General features: G+C 62.0%; 29 protein-coding genes. 16 read left to right on the forward strand and 13 right to left on the reverse strand.

Annotation, left to right across the window (positions count from 1 at the left end):
* Positions 1 to 50: 50 nt before the first annotated feature.
* Genes ABJF10_RS13335 through metK form a run of 3 tightly spaced genes read right to left on the reverse strand, consistent with a single transcriptional unit; the run spans position 51 to position 3,354 of the window.
* Complete coding sequence (locus tag ABJF10_RS13335) at positions 51 to 686, reverse strand: hypothetical protein (RefSeq protein WP_348545074.1); 636 nt, start codon at positions 684 to 686, stop codon at positions 51 to 53.
* A gap of 17 nt (positions 687 to 703) precedes the next feature.
* Positions 704 to 2,134, reverse strand: coding sequence for an adenosylhomocysteinase (ahcY, locus tag ABJF10_RS13340; protein WP_348545075.1), 1,431 nt, complete (start codon positions 2,132 to 2,134; stop codon positions 704 to 706).
* A 44-nt stretch (positions 2,135 to 2,178) separates the two neighbouring features.
* A complete protein-coding gene (gene metK, locus ABJF10_RS13345; protein ID WP_348545076.1) occupies positions 2,179 to 3,354 on the reverse strand; it encodes a methionine adenosyltransferase in 1,176 nt (391 codons plus the stop codon).
* Between the two features lie 97 nt (positions 3,355 to 3,451).
* Here metK and ABJF10_RS13350 point away from each other — a divergent pair, with 97 nt between their 5' ends.
* From ABJF10_RS13350 to ABJF10_RS13385, 8 genes are all read left to right on the forward strand, one after another.
* Positions 3,452 to 4,375, forward strand: coding sequence for a metalloregulator ArsR/SmtB family transcription factor (locus ABJF10_RS13350; protein ID WP_348545077.1), 924 nt, complete (start codon positions 3,452 to 3,454; stop codon positions 4,373 to 4,375).
* Positions 4,376 to 4,405: 30 nt separating this feature from the next.
* The gene (locus ABJF10_RS13355) at positions 4,406 to 5,161 is read left to right on the forward strand and encodes a phosphodiester glycosidase family protein (protein ID WP_348545078.1); all 756 of its coding nucleotides are present in this window, start codon (positions 4,406 to 4,408) and stop codon (positions 5,159 to 5,161) included.
* Between the two features lie 7 nt (positions 5,162 to 5,168).
* A complete protein-coding gene (locus ABJF10_RS13360; protein ID WP_348545079.1) occupies positions 5,169 to 6,332 on the forward strand; it encodes a HupE/UreJ family protein in 1,164 nt (387 codons plus the stop codon).
* A 38-nt stretch (positions 6,333 to 6,370) separates the two neighbouring features.
* A complete protein-coding gene (locus tag ABJF10_RS13365) occupies positions 6,371 to 7,237 on the forward strand; it encodes a DMT family transporter (protein ID WP_348545080.1) in 867 nt (288 codons plus the stop codon).
* 52 nt (positions 7,238 to 7,289) lie between these two features.
* Entirely contained in the window at positions 7,290 to 8,456 is a 1,167-nt protein-coding gene (locus ABJF10_RS13370; protein WP_348545081.1) for a hypothetical protein, read from the forward strand.
* Between the two features lie 23 nt (positions 8,457 to 8,479).
* A complete protein-coding gene (locus ABJF10_RS13375; protein ID WP_348545082.1) occupies positions 8,480 to 8,887 on the forward strand; it encodes an ester cyclase in 408 nt (135 codons plus the stop codon).
* 196 nt (positions 8,888 to 9,083) lie between these two features.
* Positions 9,084 to 10,169, forward strand: a complete 1,086-nt coding sequence (locus ABJF10_RS13380; RefSeq protein ID WP_348545083.1) for a L,D-transpeptidase family protein — start codon at positions 9,084 to 9,086, stop codon at positions 10,167 to 10,169.
* 40 nt (positions 10,170 to 10,209) lie between these two features.
* Entirely contained in the window at positions 10,210 to 10,695 is a 486-nt protein-coding gene (locus tag ABJF10_RS13385) for a DUF2127 domain-containing protein (RefSeq protein ID WP_348545084.1), read from the forward strand.
* Here ABJF10_RS13385 and ABJF10_RS13390 read toward each other — a convergent pair.
* On the reverse strand, positions 10,677 to 11,042 hold the full coding sequence (locus ABJF10_RS13390) for an STAS/SEC14 domain-containing protein (protein WP_348545085.1): 366 nt from the start codon (positions 11,040 to 11,042) through the stop codon (positions 10,677 to 10,679). The two genes, ABJF10_RS13385 and ABJF10_RS13390, sit on opposite strands and share 19 nt — an antisense overlap.
* Positions 11,043 to 11,251: 209 nt before the next feature.
* Here ABJF10_RS13390 and ABJF10_RS13395 point away from each other — a divergent pair, with 209 nt between their 5' ends.
* Positions 11,252 to 11,377, forward strand: coding sequence for a hypothetical protein (locus ABJF10_RS13395; RefSeq protein ID WP_348545086.1), 126 nt, complete (start codon positions 11,252 to 11,254; stop codon positions 11,375 to 11,377).
* 51 nt (positions 11,378 to 11,428) lie between these two features.
* Here the strand turns inward: ABJF10_RS13395 and ABJF10_RS13400 are convergent, their stop codons facing one another.
* Positions 11,429 to 11,779 carry a hypothetical protein gene (locus ABJF10_RS13400; protein ID WP_348545087.1) on the reverse strand — a complete coding sequence of 117 codons (351 nt, stop codon included), beginning with the start codon at positions 11,777 to 11,779 and terminating at the stop codon, positions 11,429 to 11,431.
* A gap of 29 nt (positions 11,780 to 11,808) precedes the next feature.
* Here ABJF10_RS13400 and ABJF10_RS13405 point away from each other — a divergent pair, with 29 nt between their 5' ends.
* The 4 genes from ABJF10_RS13405 (at position 11,809) to lpxD (ending at position 15,561) form a co-directional block, all read left to right on the forward strand.
* A complete protein-coding gene (locus ABJF10_RS13405; RefSeq protein ID WP_348545088.1) occupies positions 11,809 to 12,192 on the forward strand; it encodes a polymer-forming cytoskeletal protein in 384 nt (127 codons plus the stop codon).
* Positions 12,193 to 12,310: 118 nt separating this feature from the next.
* Positions 12,311 to 13,360, forward strand: coding sequence for a tRNA-dihydrouridine synthase family protein (locus ABJF10_RS13410; protein WP_348545089.1), 1,050 nt, complete (start codon positions 12,311 to 12,313; stop codon positions 13,358 to 13,360).
* A gap of 139 nt (positions 13,361 to 13,499) precedes the next feature.
* Positions 13,500 to 14,504 (forward strand): fatty acid desaturase, encoded by a 1,005-nt coding sequence (locus ABJF10_RS13415; protein WP_348545090.1) that lies wholly within the window; start codon positions 13,500 to 13,502, stop codon positions 14,502 to 14,504.
* Positions 14,505 to 14,526: 22 nt separating this feature from the next.
* Positions 14,527 to 15,561, forward strand: a complete 1,035-nt coding sequence (gene lpxD / locus ABJF10_RS13420) for a UDP-3-O-(3-hydroxymyristoyl)glucosamine N-acyltransferase (protein WP_348545102.1) — start codon at positions 14,527 to 14,529, stop codon at positions 15,559 to 15,561.
* On the opposite strand, the gene ABJF10_RS13425 is transcribed toward lpxD, so the two are convergent.
* The 3 genes from ABJF10_RS13425 to ABJF10_RS13435 all read right to left on the reverse strand — a co-directional run bounded on the left by ABJF10_RS13425 (position 15,558) and on the right by ABJF10_RS13435 (position 18,056).
* Positions 15,558 to 15,761: a hypothetical protein gene (locus ABJF10_RS13425; RefSeq protein WP_348545091.1), complete on the reverse strand. Its 204-nt coding sequence runs from the start codon at positions 15,759 to 15,761 to the stop codon at positions 15,558 to 15,560. The genes lpxD and ABJF10_RS13425 overlap by 4 nt on opposite strands.
* A 195-nt stretch (positions 15,762 to 15,956) precedes the next feature.
* Positions 15,957 to 16,496: a hypothetical protein gene (locus ABJF10_RS13430; RefSeq protein ID WP_348545092.1), complete on the reverse strand. Its 540-nt coding sequence runs from the start codon at positions 16,494 to 16,496 to the stop codon at positions 15,957 to 15,959.
* Between the two features lie 189 nt (positions 16,497 to 16,685).
* Entirely contained in the window at positions 16,686 to 18,056 is a 1,371-nt protein-coding gene (locus tag ABJF10_RS13435; protein ID WP_348545093.1) for a DUF1501 domain-containing protein, read from the reverse strand.
* Between the two features lie 146 nt (positions 18,057 to 18,202).
* Here ABJF10_RS13435 and ABJF10_RS13440 point away from each other — a divergent pair, with 146 nt between their 5' ends.
* The 3 genes from ABJF10_RS13440 (at position 18,203) to ABJF10_RS13450 (ending at position 19,809) form a co-directional block, all read left to right on the forward strand.
* The gene (locus ABJF10_RS13440; RefSeq protein WP_348545094.1) at positions 18,203 to 19,150 is read left to right on the forward strand and encodes a twin-arginine translocation signal domain-containing protein; all 948 of its coding nucleotides are present in this window, start codon (positions 18,203 to 18,205) and stop codon (positions 19,148 to 19,150) included.
* Between the two features lie 68 nt (positions 19,151 to 19,218).
* On the forward strand, positions 19,219 to 19,461 hold the full coding sequence (locus ABJF10_RS13445) for a CDGSH iron-sulfur domain-containing protein (protein ID WP_348545095.1): 243 nt from the start codon (positions 19,219 to 19,221) through the stop codon (positions 19,459 to 19,461).
* A gap of 39 nt (positions 19,462 to 19,500) precedes the next feature.
* Positions 19,501 to 19,809, forward strand: coding sequence for a putative quinol monooxygenase (locus ABJF10_RS13450; RefSeq protein WP_348545096.1), 309 nt, complete (start codon positions 19,501 to 19,503; stop codon positions 19,807 to 19,809).
* A 64-nt stretch (positions 19,810 to 19,873) separates the two neighbouring features.
* On the opposite strand, the gene ABJF10_RS13455 is transcribed toward ABJF10_RS13450, so the two are convergent.
* From ABJF10_RS13455 to ABJF10_RS13475, 5 genes are all read right to left on the reverse strand, one after another.
* Positions 19,874 to 21,037 carry a right-handed parallel beta-helix repeat-containing protein gene (locus ABJF10_RS13455; protein WP_348545097.1) on the reverse strand — a complete coding sequence of 388 codons (1,164 nt, stop codon included), beginning with the start codon at positions 21,035 to 21,037 and terminating at the stop codon, positions 19,874 to 19,876.
* Positions 20,989 to 21,126: a hypothetical protein gene (locus tag ABJF10_RS13460; RefSeq protein ID WP_348545098.1), complete on the reverse strand. Its 138-nt coding sequence runs from the start codon at positions 21,124 to 21,126 to the stop codon at positions 20,989 to 20,991. The genes ABJF10_RS13455 and ABJF10_RS13460 overlap by 49 nt, the downstream gene beginning before the upstream one ends.
* A 67-nt stretch (positions 21,127 to 21,193) precedes the next feature.
* A complete protein-coding gene (locus ABJF10_RS13465) occupies positions 21,194 to 22,252 on the reverse strand; it encodes a fatty acid desaturase (protein WP_348545099.1) in 1,059 nt (352 codons plus the stop codon).
* 588 nt (positions 22,253 to 22,840) lie between these two features.
* Positions 22,841 to 24,028 (reverse strand): PEP-CTERM sorting domain-containing protein, encoded by a 1,188-nt coding sequence (locus tag ABJF10_RS13470; RefSeq protein ID WP_348545100.1) that lies wholly within the window; start codon positions 24,026 to 24,028, stop codon positions 22,841 to 22,843.
* Between the two features lie 261 nt (positions 24,029 to 24,289).
* Positions 24,290 to 24,957, reverse strand: a 668-nt coding sequence (locus ABJF10_RS13475) for a rhodanese-like domain-containing protein (RefSeq protein ID WP_348545101.1), incomplete at its 5' end; no start/stop codon positions are given.

A 24,957-nucleotide genomic window follows, 5' to 3' on the forward strand; every position in this document is an offset into this window, starting at 1 on the left:
CCCTGGCTGATCGTAGACTTCCTTCCGCGGAAGACTCCTGGAAAAGCCGCTTAGTACTTTCGCGTCGTGGTTTTGGAGCGGTCGTCGCCGTCGCGGCGGCGGAAGAGCCGCGGGCCGGATTCATCGAAGCGAAAGGTAAATGTCGCCCAGGCGTGGCCGGTGCCTCTCCAGCCAATGAACGCCTCCACGTTGAAGGGACTCTCCTTCGTGGAAGTCATCCAAGCTTCGAAGTCGTCCAGTTCAGGCCCACCACCGGCGATGAAGAATGGCTGGAGCACGGACTCCTGCTGATCGAGAAAACCGAATTGCCGCTCGACCGTGGATTCCACCTTCACGGAATAGGCCAGCAGCAGGCAGTAGAGAGGCTTTTGCTCGTCGGCGCGGATATAGGAGGTCCGGTAAATGCCGTGACCGCGATACACGCCAATTCGATCCACCTGGACCTCCAATCCCTCGGGTCTCTCCACCCACACCAAATTGCCCCGGCGGGCTTTGTCCGGCGGGCCGCCTTCTTCCGCCTCATAGACCGCCTGAGGCAGTTTATCGCCCAGTTGCTTGCCCTTGATCGGCTCCGCTTGAATGTAGTGATCCCGCAGCGGCTCGAGGCATCGCGGGGGCGCATCTTTGGCGTGTGCCGGGACGAAGCCCAGCACCAGCGCGATCAAGATGAGCCCCCACGATTTCATGGCCTCGGGAGTGCCGCTTAGTAGCGGTAGTGCGCGGGCTTGTAGGGGCCTTCGACGGGCACGTCGAGATAGGCGGCCTGCTTGGCGGTGAGCGTCGTGAGCTTCACGCCGATCTTCGCGAGGTGCAGGCGGGCCACTTCTTCGTCGAGCTTCTTGGGCAGGACGTAGACGGCGGGCTTGTAGGTGTCCTTGTTCTTCCAGAGGTCGAGCTGGGCGAGCGTCTGGTTGGAAAAGCTGTTGCTCATGACGAACGACGGATGGCCGGTGGCGCAACCGAGGTTCACGAGGCGGCCTTCGGCGAGGAGGAAAATTTCCTGGCCGGGCTTGAAGGTGTACTTGTCGACCTGCGGCTTGATGTTGGTGCGCTTGATGCCGGGATAGTTGACCAGCTTGTCGACCTGGATCTCGTTGTCGAAGTGGCCGATGTTGCAGATCACGGCCTGGTCTTTCATCTTCACCATGTGCTCGATGGTGATGACGTCGACGTTGCCGGTGGTGGTGACGTAGATATCGCCGCGGCCGAGGGTGTCCTCGATCGTGGTGACTTCGTAGCCTTCCATGGCGGCCTGGAGCGCATTGATGGGATCGATCTCGGTGACGATGACACGAGCGCCCTGGCCGCGGAGCGACTGCGCGCAGCCCTTACCCACGTCGCCGTAGCCGATGACCACGGCGACCTTGCCGGAGATCATGACGTCGAGCGCGCGGTTGAGTCCGTCGACCAGCGAGTGGCGGCAGCCGTAGAGATTGTCGAACTTCGACTTGGTCACGGAGTCGTTCACGTTGAACGCCGGGACGAGGAGCTTGCCGAGTTCCTGCAGCTTGTAGAGGCGGTGCACACCGGTGGTGGTCTCTTCGGAGACGCCACGCCATTCCTTCACCAGTTCGTGGAAGATGTAAGGATTCTCGGCGTGGATCTTCTTGAGCAGGTCCTTGATGACTTTCTCCTCATGCGAGCCGCTCTCGCTGTCGACCCACTTGTCACCTTCTTCGAGTTCGTAACCCTTGTGCAGGAAGAGTGTCACGTCGCCGCCGTCGTCGACGACGAGCTGCGGGCCTTTGCCCTCGGGATTGACGATGGCCTTCCAGGTGCAGTCCCAATACTCCTCGAGCGTCTCGCCCTTCCAGGCGAAGACGGGCACGCCGGTCTTGGCGATGGCCGCCGCGGCGTGGTCTTGCGTGGAGAAAATGTTGCAGCTCGCCCAGCGCACCGTGGCGCCGAGGGCGACGAGCGTCTCGATGAGGACCGCCGTCTGGATGGTCATGTGCAGCGAGCCGGTAATGCGGACGCCTTTCAGCGGCGCGCTTGGGGCGTATTGCTTGCGGATGGAAACGAGGCCGGGCATTTCCTGCTCGGCGATCTCGATTTCTTTTCTGCCCCAGTCGGCGAGGGTGATGTCGGCGACTTTGAAGTCAGCGGTTTGGGCGGAGAGGGCGGTGGTGCTCATGGCGGTAAAGTTTCTGGTTTCTGGTTTCTAGTTTCTGGTTGGGACTACTTCGCGAGCTTCTTGAGAGCGGCGGCTTTGTCGGTGGTTTCCCACGTCAGATCTTTGTCGTCCTTGCCGAAGTGGCCGTAATTCGTGGTCTTGCTGTAGATGGGGCGGAGCAGGTTGAGCTGCGCAATGATGTCGGCGGGCTTGAAGCTGAAGGTTTTCAGCACAGCCTTGAGGATGGCTTCGTCGGAAACGGTGCCGGTGCCGAAGGTGTCAACGTGCACGCTGACGGGTTGCGGGTGGCCGATGGCGTAGGCGAATTGCACTTCCGCTTTCGCGGCAAGGCCGGCGGCGACGATGTTCTTCGCGACCCAGCGGCCCATGTAAGCGGCGCTGCGGTCGACCTTCGATGGATCCTTGCCCGAGAAGGCGCCGCCACCGTGACGGCCCATGCCGCCGTAGGTATCGACGATGATCTTGCGGCCGGTGAGGCCGGTGTCGCCCTGCGGTCCGCCGACGACGAAATTGCCGGTGGGGTTGATCAGATACTCGGTGTCCTTGGTGAGCATCGACTTGGGCAACACGGCCTTGACGATCTTCTCGATGCAGAACTTTTCGATCTCCGCATGCTCAGCACCCGCGGCGTGTTGGGTGGAGATGACGACATTGGTGATGCGCGTCGGCTTGCCGTCGACGTACTCGACGGAGACCTGCGACTTCGCGTCGGGGCGCAGCCACTTGGCGGCTTTGCCGGCTTTGCGGATTTCCGTCAGCTTGCGGCCGAGGCGATGCGCGAACATGATCGGCGCCGGCATCAGTTCGGGAGTCTCGTCGGAGGCGTAGCCAAACATGATGCCCTGGTCGCCCGCGCCCTGCTCCCCGGTCTTCTTGCCCTTGGCCTTCTTGGCGTCGACGCCCTGCGCGATGTCGGGCGACTGCGCGGTGAGAATGTTTTGCACGAAGATCTTATCCGCATGGAAGACGTCGTCGTCATGCACGTAGCCGATCGCGCGGACGGCATCGCGGGTGATCTGCACGTAGTCGAGCTTTGCCTTGGTGGTGATCTCGCCGCCGACGATGGCGATGTTGCTCTTCACGTAGGTTTCGCAGGCGACGCGGCTCTTGGTGTCCTGCGCGAGGCAGGCGTCGAGCACGGCGTCGGAAATCGTATCGGCGACCTTGTCGGGGTGGCCTTCGCCAACGGATTCAGAGGAAAAGATGAAGCTACGGGACATGAGGGGTATGAATATTTAATTGCTAAAAATAGCGACGACCGGCCAAAACAACGTATTGACCAATCATGATGCGGTGATACGTCTAAGCCACTTCCGGATGGTGTCAATCGTAAAATCCCTGCGCCTCCTCGCCGACGAAACGCGTCTGCGCCTGCTCCTTTTGCTGCAAAAAGAGGAGTTGTCCGTCGTCGAGATCCAGGAAGTGCTGGGCATGGGACAGTCGCGCATCTCCAGCCATCTGGCGCAGCTCCGGCAGGCCGGACTGGTGCGGGACCGGCGCGCCGGGAAGAACATCTACTACGCTCTGGCCGACGACGGCTCGCACACGGAATTGCGCTCCATCGTCGAGGCCGCCGCCCGCGAACTCCCGGAGGCCGCGCGCGATCAGGCGGCGCTAAAGGTGGCGCTGAAAAAACGCGACGACAAAGCGCGCGAATACTTCAACCAGCTCGCGGGAAAATTTGGCCGTGCCTATTGCCCGGGGCGCACGTGGGACGGGGTCGCGCACATGCTTTTCACGCTGGTGCCGTCGATGGTCATCGCGGATCTCGGCGCCGGCGAGGGCACGCTCGCGCAACTGCTGGCCAAGCGCGCGAAGAAAGTCATCGCGATCGACAACTCGGAGAAGATGGTCGAGTTCGGTTCCGCGCTGGCCAAGAAGCACGGCTTCCAGAATCTCGAATATCGCTTCGGGGAAATCGAAGAGCCGCCGATCCCAGCCAATAGCGTGGACCTCGCACTGCTCAGCCAGGCACTGCATCACGCCGCCAATCCACAGCGGGCCCTCGCCGCCGCGCATCACATTTTAAAAAAGGGCGGGCGCATCGCGGTGCTGGATTTGCTCGCGCATCAATTCGAAGAAGCGCGCGAAATGTATGCGGACCGCTGGCTGGGCTTCAGTGAGGCGGATCTCCAGCAGTTCCTGGAAACGGCGGGCTTCCGCGAGATTGAAATTTCCGTCGTTTCGCGCGAGGCGCAGCCGCCGTATTTCCAGACCGTCCTCGCCACCGGCGTGAAATAGCCAGCCTCGCCCATCACCTTTGAAATTCTCATGCGTCGTTTGCTGCTCTCTTTCACCCTGTTCGTGTTCGCCTCCCAGGTCGCCATGGCGGCGTGGGTGCTGCAGGATAGCAGCGTCCAGCCCGCACCGGCGGGCCTGGCCTTTACCGAACGGCGCGTGAAGAGCGTGACCAGTGACGCGACGCTGTGGGTGGTGACCTTCGATCCAAAAACGCACGCGTTCGCCGTGATGGACAATCCCAATGGCGCGTTCGACCTGGGCAGCGCCGCCGCGAAACGCGGCGCGCTCGCGGGGGTGAACGGCGGTTACTTCCAGCCGGATCGCACCCCGCTCGGCCTGCTCATCCGGCAGGGCGTCGAGCTCCATCCGCTGGAACATGCGAAGCTCTTGAGCGGCGTGCTCAGCGTCACGCCAACCGCGATCACCATTCAGCGCACGGCGGCGTTCAAGGCCTCGCCGGCGGTGCGCGAGGCTCTGCAAGCGGGCCCGTTTCTGGTCGAGGGCGGGAAGCCGATCGTCGGCCTCGAGGCCACAAAGAACGCCGCGCGGACGGTGGTGATTCAAGACGCCAAGGGACACTACGGATTTCTCATCTGCAAAAGTACCACGCTCGCCGGGATGGCGGAGATTCTGGCGACGGCGTCGATTTTTCCGGAAGGAAAGATCGTGCGGGCGCTGAATCTCGACGGCGGCACCAGCACGGCGCTGTGGGTGCGGGGGACACCGGCCTTCTACGCGCGCGAATGGAAAAGCGTACGCGATTACGTGGCGATCGTGCCGCGATAACCCGGCCATGCGTCCTGTCTTCCTGTTCTTGCTGGCCTTCCTGGGCAGCGTGGGCTTCGCCAGTGCGCACCCCCTTTTGCAGAATGCGATGTGGATGCAGTTCGAGCCGACGCGCGTTCACGTCGCGGTGAATGTCTCGGTGCGCGAAATCGCCGTGGCGCAAAATCTGGTGGCGAAGGATGACAGCTTCGACGGCGCCGCCCTGTCCGCGGCGGCGGAGAAGCATCGTGACTACGTCGGGCAGCATCTCAAAGTCAGCGCGGACGGGCGGGCACTGACCGGTCAGGTCCTCCGGATCACCGACCCGCCAATTTTCTCCGAGCCGGAAAAGACCTACTACCAATACGAGCTGGAATTTACCTTCGCCGGACCGACGCCGGGCAAGATCACCGTCACGCAGGATATGCTGCGCGAATGGCCGTATGCGTTGGGCACGCCGTGGGACGTCAATTACATCGTCCGACTGAAGCGCTCGGATGCAAATGAAATCACCACCGCGCTGTTGCGCCCGCAGCAACCGACGGACTTTTCAACCGGCTGGTCAGCCCCATCGACACAAGCATCGGAAGCGCCCAAGGCGGAGGGCTGGCGCACCTTCCGCGAATACTTCTGGCACGGCGTGATGCACATTCTCACCGGGTGGGATCACCTGCTCTTTGTCGCGGCGCTGGTCATTGCGACGATGAACTTCTGGGAAATGGTCAAGGTCATCGCGGCTTTCACCGTCGCCCATACGATCACGCTCGCGCTCTCGGTCTTCGCCATCGTGCGACTGCCGCCGTGGGTGGTGGAACCCGTCATCGCCATCAGCATCATCTTTGTCGCCGTGGAGAATGTCGTCCGGCCGCAGAACGCGCACTCGCGGCTGCGCCTCGCCGTGGCGTTCGGCTTCGGCTTGATTCATGGGCTCGGTTTCGCCGGCGGGCTGCTCGATGCCATGGTGGGGCTGCCCCGCATCGGCACGTGGATCGCCTTGGGCGCGTTCAGCCTGGGTGTGGAGGTCGGGCACCAGGTGGTGGTGCTGCCACTCTTCGGCGCGCTGGCCGCCGGGCGGCAGCAGTTGCAGGAGCGCTTCACCCGCCCCGCCCTGCGCTACGGCTCCATGTTCATTTCGTTGTGCGGGGTCTATTATCTTGGCGTCGCCCTGCACGAGCAGTTCTTCGCGCGGTGAGAGTTTGCGGTCTTTGCTCCATGTCGCTCGCCTCTCCCATGCTCGTGCCCCTCGGCTCAGCGCTGGGCTACGCCTTTGCGGCGATGATGCTCAAGCGCGGCACCGAGGGCGCCGGGCCGTGGCGGGTGAATTTTTCCACGAACTGGGTGCAAGCCACGCTCTTTTCGCTCTTTTGGTTCGTGCCGACCGCCCACGCGGCGAGCTTCGGCAACGTGAGCCATGCGGTCATCTCCGGCACGATTTTTTTCGTCGGCCAGATCTTCACTTTCCTCGCCCTGAGCCGCGGCGATGTCTCCGTGGCCACGCCGGTACTGGGTTCGAAAGTCATCTTCGTCGCGCTTTTTAGCGCCGCCTTGGGCACGGAAAAAATCGGCGTCTCCACCTGGCTGGCCGTGCTCCTGACCGGCGGCGCGACGGCGCTGCTCAGCATCGGCAATCCGCAGGCCGACCGGGAAGCCGTCTTCCGCAGTCTCCTCTACGGCTTCAGCGCCGCGGCGGTGTATGCGCTCACCGATATCACGCAGCAGCGCTGGGTGCGCGAGTGGGGTTTTTCGCATTACATCGCCACGCTGTTTCTCACCGTGGCCGTGCTCTCACTCACCCTCATTCCCCTGCTGCGCGGTGATGGGCGCGAAGTCACACCCGCAAGCTGGCGCTGGATCGTCGCCGGCGGCTGCCTGCTGGCCGTCCAGGCCAGCGGCATCGCGTGGTCGATCATTACCATCGGCGCCACGTCGACCAACGTGCTCTACAATTCCCGCGGCCTCTGGAGCGTAGTGCTCGTCTGGACGATCGGCAGTTGGTTTGGCAATGCCGAGCGCGGGCGCGGGCGCGCTGTGATGCTGCGCCGGTTCGCCGGTTCCTTGCTCCTGCTGGGCGCCATCCTCCTGATCGCCCATCGCTAGCCGTGCGCTTGCGCGCGAGGGCAATTCGCTTTAAGCCTTTCTTCACCTCTCCATGGCCCCCCGCATCCTTCTCCCCATCAGCCTCGTCCTGCTGCACGCCCACGCGCTGGCCGCCGCCGCGTTTGCGCCCGGCGAACTGGTGCGCGCGACGCGCGGCGAGATGCTGCAACTGGAAGGTAAGAACTACGTCGGTGCGGCCAAAGGACAGGAATTTCCCGTGCTCCTGCAGGATACGGCGCGCGGCTTGATCGTGGTGCCCTTTTACAAAAAGGACGGAGCGCCGGTCTCAGTGACAATTCCCGCCGACGCCGTGGAAGCCGCGCCGCACGACGGCTGGCTCGATCTGCTGGCCAGCCTCGAGGCTTTTCGCGACCAGCGTTACGACCTTGCGCGCCAACTCCTCGCCCGCTCGGCGCAGGATGAAAAGTATCGCGCGCTCGCCACGGCGCTCGCGCCGCGGTTGCAGGGTGCCATCTCCTCGCGCAGCGCCGCGTCGCTGGGGACCTTGCGCGAAACCGCGACGCAACTCGAAAAGCTCGGCCATCCCTGCCTCGCACTGGCCCTTGATGAAGGGGTCGATCGTCTCGGCGGCACGACCGCTCCCGCCACCAAGCTGAACCGCGCCGAGTTGAGCCAGCGCGTGGCCACGAGCACCCGCGCCCTCGCCCGCACGCGACAGGCGGTGGCCATGCGTTGCCTGATCAATGCCAACGACGAAATCCACACCGGCCTCGAGGCGGAGCCGAATCGCCCGGAGCTCAAAGCCCTGCAGATCAAGGTCCAAAAGGATATCGAGGAAGCCGCCCAGAAATGCGCGGACGCCGACCGGATGCGGCGCATCTTCAAGGGCACGCCCCACGCGCTCACCGCCTTGGAAATGGGGCTGAAACTTTGCGCGGACTATCCGCAGCTCATTGCCCTCAAGAAGGAGATGTCGGGCGCTTTCGAGGAACGAACGGCGCCGCCCGTCACGCCCGCCTTCCTCACGGCCGCGGGCGGTGGCGACGCCAAGGTGCTCACCGAGGGGCACAGCCTTTATACCAATCGCTGCACTGAATGCCACGACCTCGAGCTGATCGACTCCCGCTCGGTGAGCAGTTGGGAAAAGATGGTGGGGAACATGTCGCGCCGCGCGGGAATCGATGGCGAGCAGCAGGCGCGCATCATGGCCTACATCATGGCCGCCCAGAAAGTCGTCGAATCCAAGCCGCAGGAATAGACGCACTGGCCAGGAGGAAATCTATGAACGAAAAGACGAACACTCTGGCCCGGCGATGGTTTGACGAAGTCTGGAACCAGCGCCGACGTGAAACAATCTTCAGTCTCGTCGCCCCTTCCTGCCTCGGCCATCACGAGGGCGAAGAGACCAAGGGTCCGGAGGAGGTGGTGGCCATGCGCGACCGCCTGCTGGGAATGCTGCCGGATCTCCAGGTGGCAATCGAAGACGTGATCTCCGACGAGGATGACGCCGTGGTGCGCTGGCGCTTCACCGGCACGCACACCGGCGCCGCCGGCCCGCTGCAGCCCACCGGCCGCGCCGTCTCATTCGCTGGCATGACGTGGCTGAAATTCCGGGAAGGGCGTATCGTCGAGGGCTGGGACAATTGGAACCAGGCGGCTCTGCTGCAGCAGTTGCAGGCGCCGGTTTAAGGGACTGGGGTATAAGTCGCTCCGTTGGAGACTTGGCCAGCGAATCACGCGGATCACACGAATGAAATCCTCCCCAATTCGTGTGATCCCCGTGATTCGCTGGCTCTTCTCCTTGCCGCGATTATTTGACCGTCACTAAGGAGCGGTTGCCGCACCAAGGCGGCTGAGGGCTCTAGCAGGTGCGATTGAGAGAAGTATGAAACCTCTCTCGCATCTCGTTTTCGGCCTGGCGCTTTTGTTTGGTCTGACCGCCGAAGCGGCCGCGCCGAAGCCGAGCCATCAACAGATCGAGCAGAATACCCGGCTGCAAATCTTCCTCGATAACGCGAACTTCGGGCCGGGGAAGATCGATGGGCAGCAGGGCGAATTCACGAAGAAAGCCCTGGCGCTCTATCGCCAGGCCAACGGCCTCCCGGCGGTCGCCCCGGCTGGTCCGAAGGCGCCCATGGACACCACCGGACTGGATCTCTCCGGCGTCGAGCCGGTCTTTACGAGCTACACCATTACGGCGGACGATCTCGCCAATGTGGGCGAATTGCCGAGTGGTCCGGCAGCGCAGGCGAAAGTGAAGCGGCTCCCGTACGCGACCGTCGCTGAAGGCATCGCGGAGAAATTTCATTGCGACCTCAAGTTCTTCAAGGATCTCAATCCCAAGAAGACGGAGAAGCTGAAGGCCGGCGATCCAGTCTCCGTGCCCAATGTGAAGCCGTTCGAAATGAGTGCGGTGAAAGACATCCGCCCGGGATCGGAAGCGAAGGCCCTCATCGCCAATGAACTTGGAGAGGACAATGCGACCCAAGGTGCAGAGGCAACGGACAAAACCGACGAGGCGTCCGGCATTTCCCTGCACATAGGCGTGAAAGACGGCATGCTCGAAGTGATGGCCGACGGCAAAATTGCCGCGGCATTCCCGGTCACCGTGGGGTCGAAGCAGACCGTTTCGCCAGTCGGCCACTGGAAGGTCAAAGGCGTCGCGAAGCTGCCCAACTTTCGTTACGACCCGCTGATGCTGAAGAAAGGTGAGCGCGGCTCCGATTTTCACATGCTGCCTCCCGGACCCAACAACCCTGTCGGCGTGATGTGGATCGCCTTGAACAAAAAGGGCATCGGCATTCACGGCACGAACGATCCCGATTCCATTGGCCGCGCCTCCAGCCATGGCTGCATCCGGCTGGCAAATTGGGACGTCGTGAAGCTGGCGGAGATGGTCAAGACGGGAGTACCGGTCACCGTCGACGAGGCCAGCCCGTTGGAAGCCGGCGAAAAGATCGGAAAGCAATAACCCTATTAACCTGTTCTTCCGCAAACCGACACGACCAGCGATGCCTTCCCATTCGGCACACGGTGAAGCCAGCCTTGTTTGGATCGGCGGTTACAAGCTCGTCCAGGGTCTGCTGCTGGCGGTGGTCGCCACGGGACTTCTGGCCGGCGTGAATCACGACCTCCAAGACATGCTCGGCCATTGGGTGAAGGCATGGCACTTCGATGCGGACAATCGCTATAGCACCGCCCTCCTGCACAAAGCGGGGCTGGTCGATGATCAAAAGCTCAAGCAGATCGGCGGCCTGAGCTTTGCCTATGGGGCAGTCTTCATGGTGGAAGGTATCGGCCTCGTTTTCAAAAAGCGCTGGGCGGAATATCTCACGCTGGTGATCACGCTCTCCTTCATTCCCTTCGAGATCTTCGAGCTGGCGAAACACTTCACGCCGATCAAGCTCGCGATCCTCGCTGTGAATCTGACCATCGCGGTCTACCTGGTCGTGATGTTACGACGGAAGTCCGGGCAAAGTCAGGCATCCACCCACTGATAAGCCTGATCGAGCGAGTCGAGATGGAAGTAGCGGACGCGGGCCGTGGTGAAGGAGCCGCAGAGGCTGGCCATGCGGCGGTGCCAGCGACTGTCTCCCACGATCGCGATCCGTTCGACGTGATAGAAATGCTTCGCTTCCCATTTGATTTCCTCCCACACCGCACCCAGGTCCCAGCCTTCGAAATCATGCAGCGTCACTAGAATCCGAATCTTGCCGAAGCGCTCGATGAGCCGCTCTGTTTCGGGCACGACCTGGTCAAAATCACGTTGGGCGAGCTTGCCGTGCAAATTCACTTCGAGCACGCGCCCGTGAGCAATTTCATCCACATGTGCGGTAGTTTTCATCGCGTCCTAAAGAGAAATCGCAGGCGGTGGCGGCGGTGCGTGTCTTGTTAGGAATAGTAAAACACAGCACTCCCTCATCCGCCTCTGCTGTGGCATTCCCGGGGAGCGAAATACGGCCATTAGCTATCGCGACGCGATACTTCTGTGTGACTGCGGCCGGACCCCTCGAGGATGAATCTTGAGGCCAACACCACAGATCGCCACCAATTATGATCGCACTGCTTATCCCCACCATGCTGGCCGCCGCAGGTTACTCGCTCATCTATCTTCTTTTCGGAGGAGGCCTCGGTGGCGCACTGCTCATCTTCGTGGTCGCGAAGATGCTCGGGAAGTAGCCCGCTGTTTGCGGATCGTTCCCCCTCTTCAATGGAGGAGCGGTCGCGGCATCAAGCGAGCGCCTTCCACAAGACTACGCCCAGGCCCACGAAGAGAATGGCGCTGAAACAGCCGCTCGCCAACGGACGGGTGAACCGCTCCGGCGAAGAAAGCCGCAGTTCCGCCTCCAGCTTCTCGATCGCTGCCTTGGCGTCGGCCGGACCCAGGCCGGTTTGTTGCTGATAGAGTTTAATCGCCGCGACCTTCCGCCCGATAAAAAGGGCTTCTTTAATCAGTTCGAAGCGATCTTGCGGATGGGGATTTTCCGTCACTGACCCCATGAAGAGGGTCGTTCCGCCCAAAGGCAAGCGTGGGCGCCCTTGGCTCCCGCCACGGAGATGGGAAAAATAACGCTCGGCCAAACGCCCAAGTGCGCTAGACATGAGGATTCATGAATCCATCCAGCAACATTCTCAGCGACGTTGAAATCAGCGGCACGATTAAATTTACCGGCGAACTCACCTTCGACGGCCAGTTGCGCGATGGGGACATCATCGGCGAAATCCTCGTGGTGGGGCCGAAAGCACGCATTCAAGGGAACATCCAGGCCGCCGCGCTGACCCTGCACGGTTCCGTCACGGGCGATGTGCTGGTCACGGGCCGCTGCGAACTCAAGGGATCGGCCTCGCTGACCGGCAGCCTCACCACCAATCGCCTCGCGATGGACGAAGGCGCCACTTTGATCGGCAAGGCCGAGATCACACCCGATACCAAAGGGCGCACGCTCCCGCCTCCGGCTCCGTCTGCTCCCGGGAATACGCCCCCGAAGCGCTGAGCCGATTTCCTGATTCGGGATCGTGCCCAGAGGGTGCCGCGCCCGGTAATCCATTGCCGGGCCTTGGTTGCGAAAAATAAAAGTCGCCCGGTTACGGCATCTGGCGAGAGTTGATGTCTTGGACTCGCCCACCTCACTTCACTCTCTGCTCCGCGCCGACGAGCCGCTGCTCGTCCTCGCGCCCATGCAGGATGTTACCGACCTGCCTTTCTGGCGGTTGATGACGCGCTACGGCGGGGCCGATCTCTACTGCACGGAGTATTTCCGCGTTCACCCGGACTCGCGGCTCGATCGCCATATCCTCTCTTCCATCACGGAGAATCCCACCGGGCGGCCCGTGGTCGCGCAAATGATGGGCAACGACATCCCGGGTCTCGTGCGCGCGGCCAAGGAGCTCGAGCAGCATCCCGTCGCCGCGATCGACCTGAATCTCGGCTGTCCCGTGCCGGTGGTCTACCGCAAGTGCGCCGGCGGCGGACTGCTGCGCGATCCACAGCGGGTCGATTCGATCCTCGGCGCCTTGCGCGACGCGATCTCGATTCCTTTCACCGTCAAGACGCGGATCGGGTTCGATGATTCCTCCGTCTTCGATCAACTGCTGCCGATCTTCGCCAGGCATTCACTCGATCTGCTCACGGTCCACGGCCGCACCGTGAAGGAGATGTATCGCAGCGTAGTACATTACGATTTCATCGCCCGCGCGGTGGCCACGCTCCCCTGCCCCGTCGTGGCCAATGGAAACGTCGGCACGGTCCAGAGCGCGGAGGAAGTGCTGGCCCTGACCGGTGCGTGCGGCTTGATGATCGGCCGCGCCGCCATTCGCAACCCGTGGATCTTCCAGCAGATCCGCCAGCATCGTCGCGGGGAACCGATCTTCCTTCCCACCGGCCGCGATGTGCTCGACTACATCCACGCGCTCTACGAGGCCGTCTGCGATCCCGAGGTGCGCGAACTCTCGCAAGTGCAGAAGATGAAGAAGTATCTCAACTTCATCAGCCACGGTGTCGAACCCACCGGTCAGTTTCAGCACTCCATCCGCCGCGTGATGACCAAGGACGATTTCTTCCGCGTCTGCGCCGAGCACCTCGACCACGGCGACACCGTGCCGCATGAGCCCCTGCCGATGGCGCTGGCGGCAAGTGACGCCGGCGGCAGTGAGACCGAGTAGTGGAAGCGCCGTGAGGCCGTTTGCGCCCTCTCCCCAAGCCCGGCAAAAACCGCGATGTAGGGAATTTTATTATGGGTGTTGTAGGATATTTTCTCACCCTTTCGGTCGACAGCCTTTGTTTTCGTGGCTACGGTAGGTCTTGTCCTCGAAATTTAGAACTGGCTCGGAGCTCATCCTTGCCACCCAGCCCTACGCCAAAGATTCCACTGTGCGGAGTTGGTGGCACGTCCTTTCGACCGCGATCCTCCTGCTCGCTGCTCTCGCGGGCACCCACTGGAATTTCAACCTCGCCGGGCAAGCCGTGTGCAGCATTCTTAGCGGCCTGTTGCTCCTGCGGTTTTTCGTCATTTACCACGATCAGCAGCACCACGCCATTTTGCCCCGCTCACGGATCGCCGCGCGGCTCATGCGGATCTTCGGCATTCTCGCGCTGAGCCCGAGCAGCATCTGGCGCAGCTCGCACAATCATCATCACAACCACAATTCGAAATTGCGCGGCTCCGAGATCGGCTCCTTTCCGATCATGACGAACAGCCAGTTCCTCAAGTCATCGGCAGCGACCCGGATGAAGTATCTCTTCATGCGCCATCCGCTGACCATCCTCTTTGGCTACGTCTTCGTCTTCCTCTTCGGGATGTGCCTGGCTCCTTTTCTCAACGAGCCGAAAAAGCACTACGACGGCCTGCTCGCCTTGCTGGTGCATGCCGCCATCGGCGTCGCCCTCGTGCATTACTGGGGATGGGCCGCTCTGTTGCTGACCCAGACGATTCCGCACTTCATCTTATACGCGATCGGCACTTATCTCTTTTACGCGCAGCACAATTTTCCCAGCGTGTGCTTCGCGGATAAGTCCGGATGGACTTATCACAAGGCCGCCGTGGAATCGTCGAGTTACATGGCGACGAATGGGATCATGCGGTGGTTCACCGCCAATATCGGTTATCACCACATTCATCATATCAATGCGCGTATTCCGTTCTACCGGCTGCCGCAGGTCCTTCGCGACATCCCGGAACTGCAAACGCCGAAAGTGACCTCGCTCCATCCGCTGGAAATCCTGCGCTGTTTGCGATTGAAAGTGTGGGACGTGGAAGCGCAGCGCATGGTCAGCCTCCGCCAGGTGCCATCTGGGTCGGCTGCCTGAGTTACTTTAACCCCTCTTTTCTATTTCATTCACCGCCCTTGAAATCGCCGGGATCGTCCAGGGAGAAGTGCTGGGCGATGCCACCACGCCGCTAACCGGACTTTCCTCGATCGATGGAGCTCGGGCGGGCGATCTCACCTTTGCCGAAAAGGAATCGCAATTTCTCGCCGCGGAACAAGGGGAGGCCACCGCCATCCTCGCCTCTCCCGCCTTCACCTCCTCGCGCAAGGTCGTGATCCGGGTGAGCAACCCGCGGGTCGCATTTGCCCTGCTGCTGCCGACTTTCTTCCCACCCGACGAGTATCCAGCGGGCACGGATTCCAGCGCCCGCATTGCAGCTTCCGCGCAAGTCGATCCCAGCGCGCACATCGGGCCGAATTGCGTGATCGGCGAGCGCGTGCAGATCGGGCCGCGTTCTGTCCTGATGGGCGGCAATCATGTGCGGAAAGACTCCCGCATCGGGGAAGATACGTCGCTCTATCCCAATGTGGTCATCTATGAACGGACGCAGATCGCGAATCGCGTGACGATCCATGCCGGCAGCGTGATCGGCTCCGATGGCTACGGCTATGTTTTCGACGCAGGATCGCATCGGAAAGTGCTCCAAGTCGGGAACGTCGTCATCCACAACGACGTCGAGATCGGAGCGAACTGCGCTATCGACCGGGGAGCCCTGGACTCGACCGTCATCGGCGCCGGCACCAAGATCGATAACCTCGTGCACATCGCCCACAACGTGGTCATCGGACGCCATTGCTTGATCATGGGCCAGGTCGGTTTTGCCGGCAGCACGCACCTGGGCGATTACGTCGTCATCGCGTCCCAATCCGGGATCGCGGGCCACTTGAAACTGGGCACGCAATCCACCGTCGGCGCGAAATCGGGAGTCATGCGCGATATCCCCGCCAAGGGCACGGTGCTGGGGATCCCTGCGATGCCCGACAAACAAGCGAAACGGCAATGGATCGCCGTGCAGCAATTACCCGAGATGGTCCGCCGCTTGCGCGATTTGGAAAAGCTCGTCGCGCAGTTGCACGACGAGAAGCTGGTCAGCTAGCGATGTTTCCAATCGGGGGAAGCTTCCCTCGTCGCGTGAATGCTCTTGAGCAACCATTCCGGAAGGTCCGGATTGATTTTTTCGGGAAGGGTTGACTTTTTTACCGGTTCCGGGCTGGAACCATCGTTCGTCGCCAGGCCCTGGCGCTTGGCCGCGTCCACCACGGCGCGGATTGCTGCGTAATCTATCTCTGAGGTCATGATTTGCGGCGCCCGTAATCGCGAGTTTGGTCAGCGATGGAAGACCATCGATGGTCATTCAGAAAGATCACTTACACCGGCCAGTCATCCTGGAGCTTTCCTGAGTTGGCGCGAAGGCACCTGCCTGCAAGCTAAGTGCGTTCCGGCAGTAAGCAAGGGATATGATGGCAGCCTGGCAAGCTCTGCCAGCAACTCTCAGCTCCCGATCGCGGAGGTAGGCGCCCGTAGCTCCCCATCGAATGAGCCGACCTCGAGCAGCGGGTGCGGGACGACTCGCGGCCCCGTATCTTCCTGGGAAAAATCGAACGTCTTGATCAGCGTCCTGCTTTGCCCGCCAACGATGGGCACGCTGAACTCGACGTTCACCTGCGCGCCCTCCACCCGCACTTTGCTGATATCGATGGCCCGAAAGGCCTCCTTCGGCAGGAGAGAGATGCGCTCTCCTTCCCCGACCACCTGCCACTTCTCCACCATGGTGCGACCCGCGCAAAAGACGTGCAACTCACTGAATATCTCCAGTCCGCCTTCCTTGAGCTGCGTGGTGAAGACGAGCACGGCAGCCACATCATCATGATCCGAAGGGATGTTGATCTTGCGCGCCCACTTTTTCCTCTTGAGCAGAGTCTTGAGGAATTCGACGAGATCCGGTGAAACCGGCCGGTCCGCCAGGGCGCTTTTCAACTGATCCGCATCCGGCTCGAAGAGGACGATTCTGGAAGTGAGAGATTTTGACATGTTCAGCCACCGTCACACCCGCGTCTCCCGCGAGGCCAGGCGTGAAACAGCACCCCATACGCTCTGCCCTCGCGGCTGGATTGCAACCGGTATTCGCGCGAATAGCCGGTGAAAAACGGGTGTTTGCAGATTGACGGCGACATTTCCGCGGGAACGCCGTTGCCGCGCCGCAGGCGAGATCCGCCCGTGTCAAAAAAGCTCGCTCATCGGCGCACCTTCCGTGAGCGCGATCGGGCGGCCATCGGCGGACTGATAGGTGATGCTGCGCACGTCGTAACCCAGCGCCGCATACATGGTGGCGTGAATCTCGGCGGGCGTGGTGGGGCGATCCTTCGGGAAGGCGCCGATGCTGTCGGAGGCGCCGATGACCTGTCCGCCCCGGATGCCGCCACCGGCTAGCAGCACGCTGTAGCAGCCCGGCCAGTGGTCGCGCCCCGCATCGACATTGATCTTCGGCGTGCGGCCAAATTCTCCCATCCACACGACGAGCGTGGTCTCGAGGAGGCCGCGTTCATCGAGATCGTCGAGCAGCGCGGCGTAGGCCTGTTCCATCGGCGGCACGAGCTTGTTCTTCAGCGCGTTGAAGTTGTCCTTGTGCGTGTCCCACCGGATGCTCGGGCCATTCACGGTGGTGACGAAACGCGTGCCCGCTTCCACCAGCCGCCGCGCCAGCAGATGCGACTGGCCCCAGCTATGCCGCCCGTAGCGCTCGCGCACCGAGGCGGGCTCTTTCGAGAGATCAAAGGCGTCCGCCGCCTTCCCTGACTGAAGCATCGTGACGGCTTGCTGGGTGAAGATGTCGAGATCCGCCATCTGCGGCGAAACGATCGGCGTGGAGTGCGCGGCGAGATCGCGCAGCAAACCGAGGCGGCCCTCGAGCCGGTCGACGGTGAGGCTCGCGTCGAGCGCCAGGTTGCGGACCTTGAAGTTCGCGGCGTTCGGGTCGTCATCGAGCACGAAGGGATCGTAGCGCGTCCCGAGGCAGCCGCCGAATTGCCCCGGTGTGATGTAGGCCTTGCTGTCGCAATGCGGGAACGGCGTGATGACGTAGGGCGGCACGCCGCGGCTGAAGCCATCGCGTTGCGCCAGCCAGCCCACGAGCGTGCCCACGCCGGGCAGATCGGTGCGGCTAGGATTGATGAGCGTGCTGTCGACCCGATACGGCCGCCCCGCCGTGGACCAATACATGCCGCTATTGTGGCTGGTGTGCTCGTGATGCACGGAGCGCACCAGCGCCACTTTGTCCATGCGCTTCGCCATCTGCGGGAGCAACTCGGAGATGTGAATCCCCGGCACGTTCGTCTTGATCGTGGAGAAACTGCCGCGCACTTCCGCCGTGGCGTCCGGCTTCGGATCCCACAAGTCGATATGACTCGGCGCCCCGCCATTGAAGATCAGGATGACCGACTTCGCCTTCCCCGGCCCCGCGCGGGTGGCCGGTGGGGCGAGCGCACCGAGCGCCGCCAGCGGATTCCAACCGAGCCCGAGCAGCCCCAGCCCGCCTGCCTGGAGCATCTGCCGCCGCGTCGCGCGCAGCCCGGGATGGAACGGAGGTGTCATCGTGGTAGAAGCGAAGTCAGGGAGGGGGGACGGCAGACATGGCGGGTCTGCATCCCAATCAACCCCGCTTCGGTCGATTCCTGAGAGAATTTATCCAAAGCGACGCTCGTCAATAGACCGTTCCCGCATTAGCGATATCAGCCCCGATGCGAAGCCCCCTCCGCCATTCCTTGTCCCGTCGCGATTTTCTGAAAGCCACCGCCGGTGCCGCTGGCTCGTCCCTGCTGGCGGGGACGCTCGTTCATCCGCTGTCCACTTGGGGAAATACCGTGCCATACGACCGCACCCTGCGCGACCGGCTGTGGATGTGGGGACACGACGCCGGCTCGCTGAAGAACTCCTACGGCATCGGCACCCGCGGCGGGGACATCCTGCCCGGCGAGGCGATCCAGTACATGGGCATTCCGAATGTCTGCATGGTCCGCTTCACCGGCACGCCTCGTCCACCGTTTGACGACTATGCCAAACAGTTCGCTCACGCCCGGCGGCTGACCTGGAGTTTCGTGGATGGAGACCGCAGCCTGACGACCGAGCAAAAAAGGCAACTGGCGCTGGATCTCGCGACGAAGCTGCCCAACCTCGTCGGTCTCGACATGGACGATTTCTTCCTCGGCGATGCCGTGCCGAAGGCCGCTGATGGGGAAGCGCAAGCCCATCTCAGCGTCACGCAAGTGGAGGAGATTCATCGGGAACTCCGCACGCGCAGCCGCCCGCTCGACCTCTCCATCGTCCTCTATTCCCAGCAACTGCATCCCGCGATCCAGCGGCATCTCGATTTGGTGGACAACGTCTACTTCTGGACGTGGCGGGCCCGCGATTTGGAAAAGCTGGCAGATAACTTTGCCGCTTACCGCAAGATCGCTCCGGCGAAACCAACCCTGCTGGGCATCTACATGTGGGACTTCGGAGAAAAGAAACCGATCTCGCTGGAAATGATGGAACACCAATGCCGCCTCGGTCTGCAATGGCTCACCCAGGGAGAGATCGAGGGCCTGATCTTCCACTGCACGCCGTTGTGCGACATGAACCTGGAAGCCGTCGCCTGGGCGAAGGACTGGATCGCCCGCCACGCGAACGACGTCGTGAGAGCGTGATCCACCGTGCCGTCGCGGATTCGGGACGCTTGCTTCGCCGTGGGGAAACTGTCACAGCACTGCGACCCATGAGCGATCAACCCACTATTGCTGCCAAAGCCCCGGCCAAGGTCACCCTTCAAGCCGGCAAAGATTACTGGTTCTGCACCTGCGGTAAATCGGCGACGCAGCCGTTTTGCGACGGCACCCACAAGGGCTCTTCATTCGCGCCGAAAAAGTTCACCGCGGAAAAAGACGGCGACTCCTGGCTCTGCCAGTGCAAGCACACGGCCAACGCCCCGTTCTGCGACGGCACCCACAAATCCTTGTAAGCAGCGGGCCCCGGCCCCTGCTTCTTTTCACAGCAGCCCATGATCCACGTCATCGCCATCATCACGACCAAGCGCGGCCAACGTGAAACCGTCTTGCAATTATTCCAAGCCAACGTCCCTGCGGTCCGCGCCGAGCAGGGATGCCTGGAATACGAAGCGACCGTCGACGCCAACCCGGCGCTGAAATTCCAAACGGAATTCGGCCCGGATACTTTCGTGGTGGTCGAGAAGTGGGAGAGCCCGGAAGCCTTGGAAGCGCATCTCGTCGCGCCGCACATGGCCGCCTATTCGGCGAAGACGAGAGAGTTCGTCGCCAATCGCGTGATCCACGTCCTCTCGCCGGCCTGAACAAGGCGGCGGGCCACAGCGCCGCGCCTGCTGGCACTGTTCATCCCATCGGTTGGTGCGGCCTTCATTCCGAGCCGAAGGTGACTTCGCGGGCGAACTTCTCCAGCCACGCGCGGCGGTTCTGGTCGGGCACGTCGAGTTTCCGCGTGACCGGCTTGATCTGCGGGTAGCCGCCCACTTCGTCCTGGCTGTCGATGATGCGCGCCGTGCCGGTGAGGGCTCCATTGACGATGCGCTGGTCGATGGCATCGCGTTCCGCGGAACGCGCGCCGACGAAGCGCGCGACGTGCCAGAGCGCACCGGCCGGGCTCAGTGTCTGGAGGCCTTCCGGCCAGAGCGGTGGTTCCTTGAGCGTCGCCAACGGCACGCGCAACACGGGCAGCGGCTCACCATGCCAGTCGAAGCACTCGTTGTCCTTGAAATAGGCGTCGGCCCCGAACTCGAAGAGCGCGGCGGCTTTCTTGGTCTTCTCGCCGAACAAGCCCACATTGCCCACGATGGAGATGCGCGCGTTCGGCAGGCCGGCGTTTTTGCCCTCCTCCACCACGTGCGAATGAATGGCGCGCTCGCCAGGATTGGCGATGACGCAATTCGCGACCACCGCGGAACAGCCCGGGTGAATGACCGGATTACGCTCGACGTTGCTCACATAGAGGCAGCGCACGATGGCGACCTGCTGCGTGCCGGCGTCGATCAGCGTTCCCTTGGAGTGCGGCCCCTTGTGGTGCGATGCATTGTTGAGTCCCTCGGCGATCAGGCAATCGCGCAACTGCACGCGATGCGCCGGTTCTCCGGTCGGTGACTTGAAAGTCGTCGCGGTGAGATTTTCGTCGAGCGCCCAGGTGCAGGAGCAGTGATCGAACCACACATCCACCGGCCCGCCGGTCGTGCTCATCCCGTCGGGTTCCCAGCCACTCTTCTTCGGCTGGCCGGCGTCGCCCGGGCGCACGTGGAGATGCTGCACGAGGGTCTGGCTGCCCGCGAAATGCAGTTGCCCGCGAATGAGAGTGATGCCCGGCGCGGGCGCGGTTTGTCCCGCAACGACGAGTTGCCCGTCGGCGATTTGCACTCCCCTCATTTGCAGATCGATCACGCCCGCGACTTCGAACACGACGATCCGCGGCCCTTTCGCGAGCAAAGCTTCGCGTAACGTGCCCGGGCCGGTCGATTCCAACGAAGTCACGCGCAGGACCCGCGCGGCATCCAGATCGAAGCCGGGATCGGGCACAGTGCGTCCTGCCATTTCCACGGCGTGTTGTCGGCGCCCCACGCAGTGAGAGCGGAGAGGAGAAGGATGGGGAAGAGACGTGCGTTCATGGGGGGACCATTGTTTTACAATGTCCGCCGCGACCTGACCAGACCGCCTGAACGCAGGTGCTCCGGCCTATCGCTGCGCCCGCTGGCGCTGTTTGCGGATGCGGCGCGCGTGGCGGAAGCCGACGAGCCGGCCGCCTTGTTCATCCCAGAGGTGCACGCGCAGGGAGCGGAGACTGGAGCGCAGGGTGAGGGCCTTCACTTCCTGGAAGAGCGGAGCGGCGTCGTGGCAGCGCTGGAGGTTGTAATTCGGAATCCGCGAGCTGAGGTGGTGAATGTGGTGGAAGCCGATGTTGCCGGAGAACCACTGGAGAACCTTGGGCAGCTTGTAGAATGAGCTGCCCTCGAGCGCCGCGGCGGTGAAATCCCAGTTGCCCCCGCGCTCCCAATAAACGTCCTCGAATTGATGCTGGACGTAGAAGAGCCAGACGCCGGCTCCGCCACCGACGACGATGATGGTCAACTGGATCAGCGCATAGTTCGCGAAGCCGAAGATCCAACTGAGCGCGACCGCCATGCAGAGGACGGTGAAATTCATCCAATGCACCGAGCGGCGTTCGCGCGGGCTGGCCTTGAAGGCGGGGATGCGCTGCCAAAACACCATGAGGATGATTGGGGACAGCAGGAAGAGGCTAAACGGCGTGCGGGAAAGCCGATAAGCGACGCGCCTCCAGAGTGGCGACTTCAGGTACTCATCCACGGTCATCGTCCACAGATCGCCCACGCCCCGCCGGTCAAGGTCGCCGGAGTTGGCGTGATGGACGGAATGTTCCCAACGCCAATGGAAATAGGGCGTGAGCACAAGCGCTCCGGTGATGTAGCCAACGATGTCATTGGCCAGACGCGACTTGAAAAACGAGCCGTGGCCGCAGTCGTGGAAGAAGATGAAGATGCGGACGAGGAAGAGGCCCGCGAGGGCGGCCAGGCCGAAGGTGATCCAGTGAGACCACACCAGGCTGCGATACATGAGGTACCACAGAAAGACGTAGGGGATGACGGTGTTGGTCAACTGCCAGACGGCGCGCCACAGAGAGGGCTTCTGGTATCGACGCACAATCTCCTTCCATGAAGACGTGTCCCGTTTGGCTTCCGGGAGGGCGCCCGGCATTGAATTGCCGGTGCTATTCATGGGCAAACCTTACCACGGCTCCCTGAATTACGCATCAGGGATGATGGATTATTTTCGAACGCGACCAAGGGGCGCGGAAAATGTGCGGCGTAACGGGTCATCGCGGGAAGATTTCCCGCAATGGAGCCAATGGAACCAATGGAGCGATGCACTTTTTCCGCCGGGTCATGGCACACTGCCCCGTATGAACTCCGAGGACTTTCCACCACGCCCGCCACCGCCAGGTCGCCCCCTGCCCGTCGTCCCTCCGCCGGAAACTCAACAAACGCGGTGCCGCGGTAAATGCGGCTAGCGCCTCGCGAAATGGCTCGATCCCCTGTTCGATGCCGGAGGCATCCCAGCGCCATAGCCGGTGGTTGAGCGAAGCGACACCACCGGAAATGATGCGGAAAACGGCTCACCCCAAAAGGGCGGCAGCCCTTGCCCGAATCAAGCCGAATCAAGGTGCGAAAATTGCCGGCGTCCCTTGAAGACCCGTGCCAAGCGACCGATGCAATCGAGAAGTCCCGGCGACGAAAACGAAGCCGATTTAAGGTGCCTTAAGCCCCCTTAAGCCGATTTAAGGTGCGAGTTTTTTTACAAGGGCAGTCAGCGTCGCCGACGACGGCGCGCGAGGAGCGTCAACGCGCCGAGGGCCACCAACCCGGCGCTGGCCGGCTCGGGTACGGCCAGAAATTCGCTATTGTGGTCGATGACCGCCCACGCCGTCTTGTTCACCGTGTCCACGCCATAGTAACCGAGGTGAAAATCGAGCGTGGGATCGTAGGCGCCGAGGTGAAAAAGCGGATTATTCACCTCCCCGGGAAGATTGGTGTTGCCGTCCACCGCATTGACCAGCACCCCACCGCCATTGAACCACCCGAGGAAAACGTCGCTCTCGAGTTGACCGGGAGCCAGTGCCGCTGGGTCGTAGCTCAGTTGCAGCACCACTTTGTCGCCGTTGGTGCCCTGCAGGCTGACGACGTCGCTCAAGGTGCCCGCGCCCGCTTGAAATCCGGAAGTGCTTACGAGGCTGAAGGCGGCCGTGACCGTGGTAGTCGCCGACGCTCTCCCACCCAGCAGTTGCACTTGTGTCCCGGCGCCGCCGGGCACCGTGGAGGTCGAAGCCAGGCCATCATAGGATTGGCCCGTGGCCACAATCGCCCCACTTCCGATGGCCTGCAATTGATGCACCAGATCTCCCAGGCTGGAAATTTCGACACCACCGGCTCCCGAGGAAGCACGACCCGCTTGGAAACTGAAACCACTCACCGCCTTCCCGCTCAGGTTGAATTCAATCCACTTGGTCGTTTGCGTTTGCCCGACATTTCCTTCACCACTGTCCAGGCTCAAATCAGGGTAGGTAACCGGAGTTCCGTGGCTGTAGGAAAGGATCGGATTGGCGGCGCCAGTCAGATCCGCGGGCGTGGCCAGCGGAACGAGATCCCCGTGGGCACTGTAGTAGTTGAGATTTCGAAAGCGCTCCCCCGTCTCGGCGTCGACCAACCGAAAATCGACCCCGGTGAGATAAAAGGGATCGCTCGTCCCCGTGGCGTAAAAGTGAACATCGACCGACGAATAAGGGATGGCCGCGCCGAGGGAGGAAGCCGTCGCCCCTTGGATCGACCACGAGATGTTCACGTTCGACGGGTCGCCCATGTTCCCCGCCGTGGAATAATCCAGCGAGGATGTCGTAATCACGATATCGTATCCGGCGCCGCCCACATTCGTGAAACGGATGGTGCTGCTGGCCGGGATACTCTGGGCATCGAGGATGCCGGCGGCGGTATCGGCCACGAGGTGGTTTCCCCAAGTCACGGGTGCCGCAACCGCGTGTGAAGCCGCCAAAAAACAAATTCCCGATACGAATGCCGCCACAACGGCCATCGAAATTCTCATCCGCGCCATTGTGTCGCCGATCGCCAGAGAGTTTCCAGCCTTAAATTAGATAAATTAATCCCAAGACCGGAAATACTCTTCAAACCGCGGCTAACCCCGCCAGAAGGTCTCCGTCTTTCCGCCGTCGATATCGATGAGGGAATTTATCCGAACTTCCCCTCAACAAGCTCGCGCCGGGCTGCCCTTGTAGTCGGCGGTATCAGAAGTGAAACCAGCGGCCAGGCATTGCGGACAGAGGCGGGTGTCGGTGTTCTCGCGCTCCGTTTCCGCGGCGAGGAGGAAGAGCACGTGACACGGGTCGTGCAGGCAATTCACGAAACGATTCGTCGTGCGCCCGGTGTGCGCGCATTGGCCGATCGGGACCAGGTCGCCTTCCGCCCGCACCGTCATTCGCTGATCGAAAACGAAACACTCGCCGAGCCAGTGCTCGTTGCCGAATTGTTCCTGATACGTGACAATCCCGCCGTGGAGCTGGAAGACATTGGTAAAGCCCTTGCTGCGGAATAATGCCGAGGCTTTTTCGCAGCGAATCCCGCCGGTGCAATACATCAGCACCTTGCGATCTTTCAAATCGGCCAGTTGCTCCGCGTAGGCGGGCAGCTCGCGGAAATGTTCGATGTCGCAGGCAATGGCCTTCGCAAATTTTCCGGCGGCGGACTCGTAGCGATTGCGCACATCCAGCACCACCACGTCCGGATCTTCCTCCAGCGTGCGTTTCCACTCCTCGGGGCTGAGATGATTGTCCTGGTCCGGCGTCAACGGAATGCCCGCGCCCAAAGTCACGATCTCGGGACGCACCTTGATCATCAGCTTCGGAAAAGTGCTCT

The organism is Chthoniobacter sp. (assembly GCF_040003245.1).
Classification (GTDB): Bacteria; Verrucomicrobiota; Verrucomicrobiia; order Chthoniobacterales; family Chthoniobacteraceae; genus Chthoniobacter.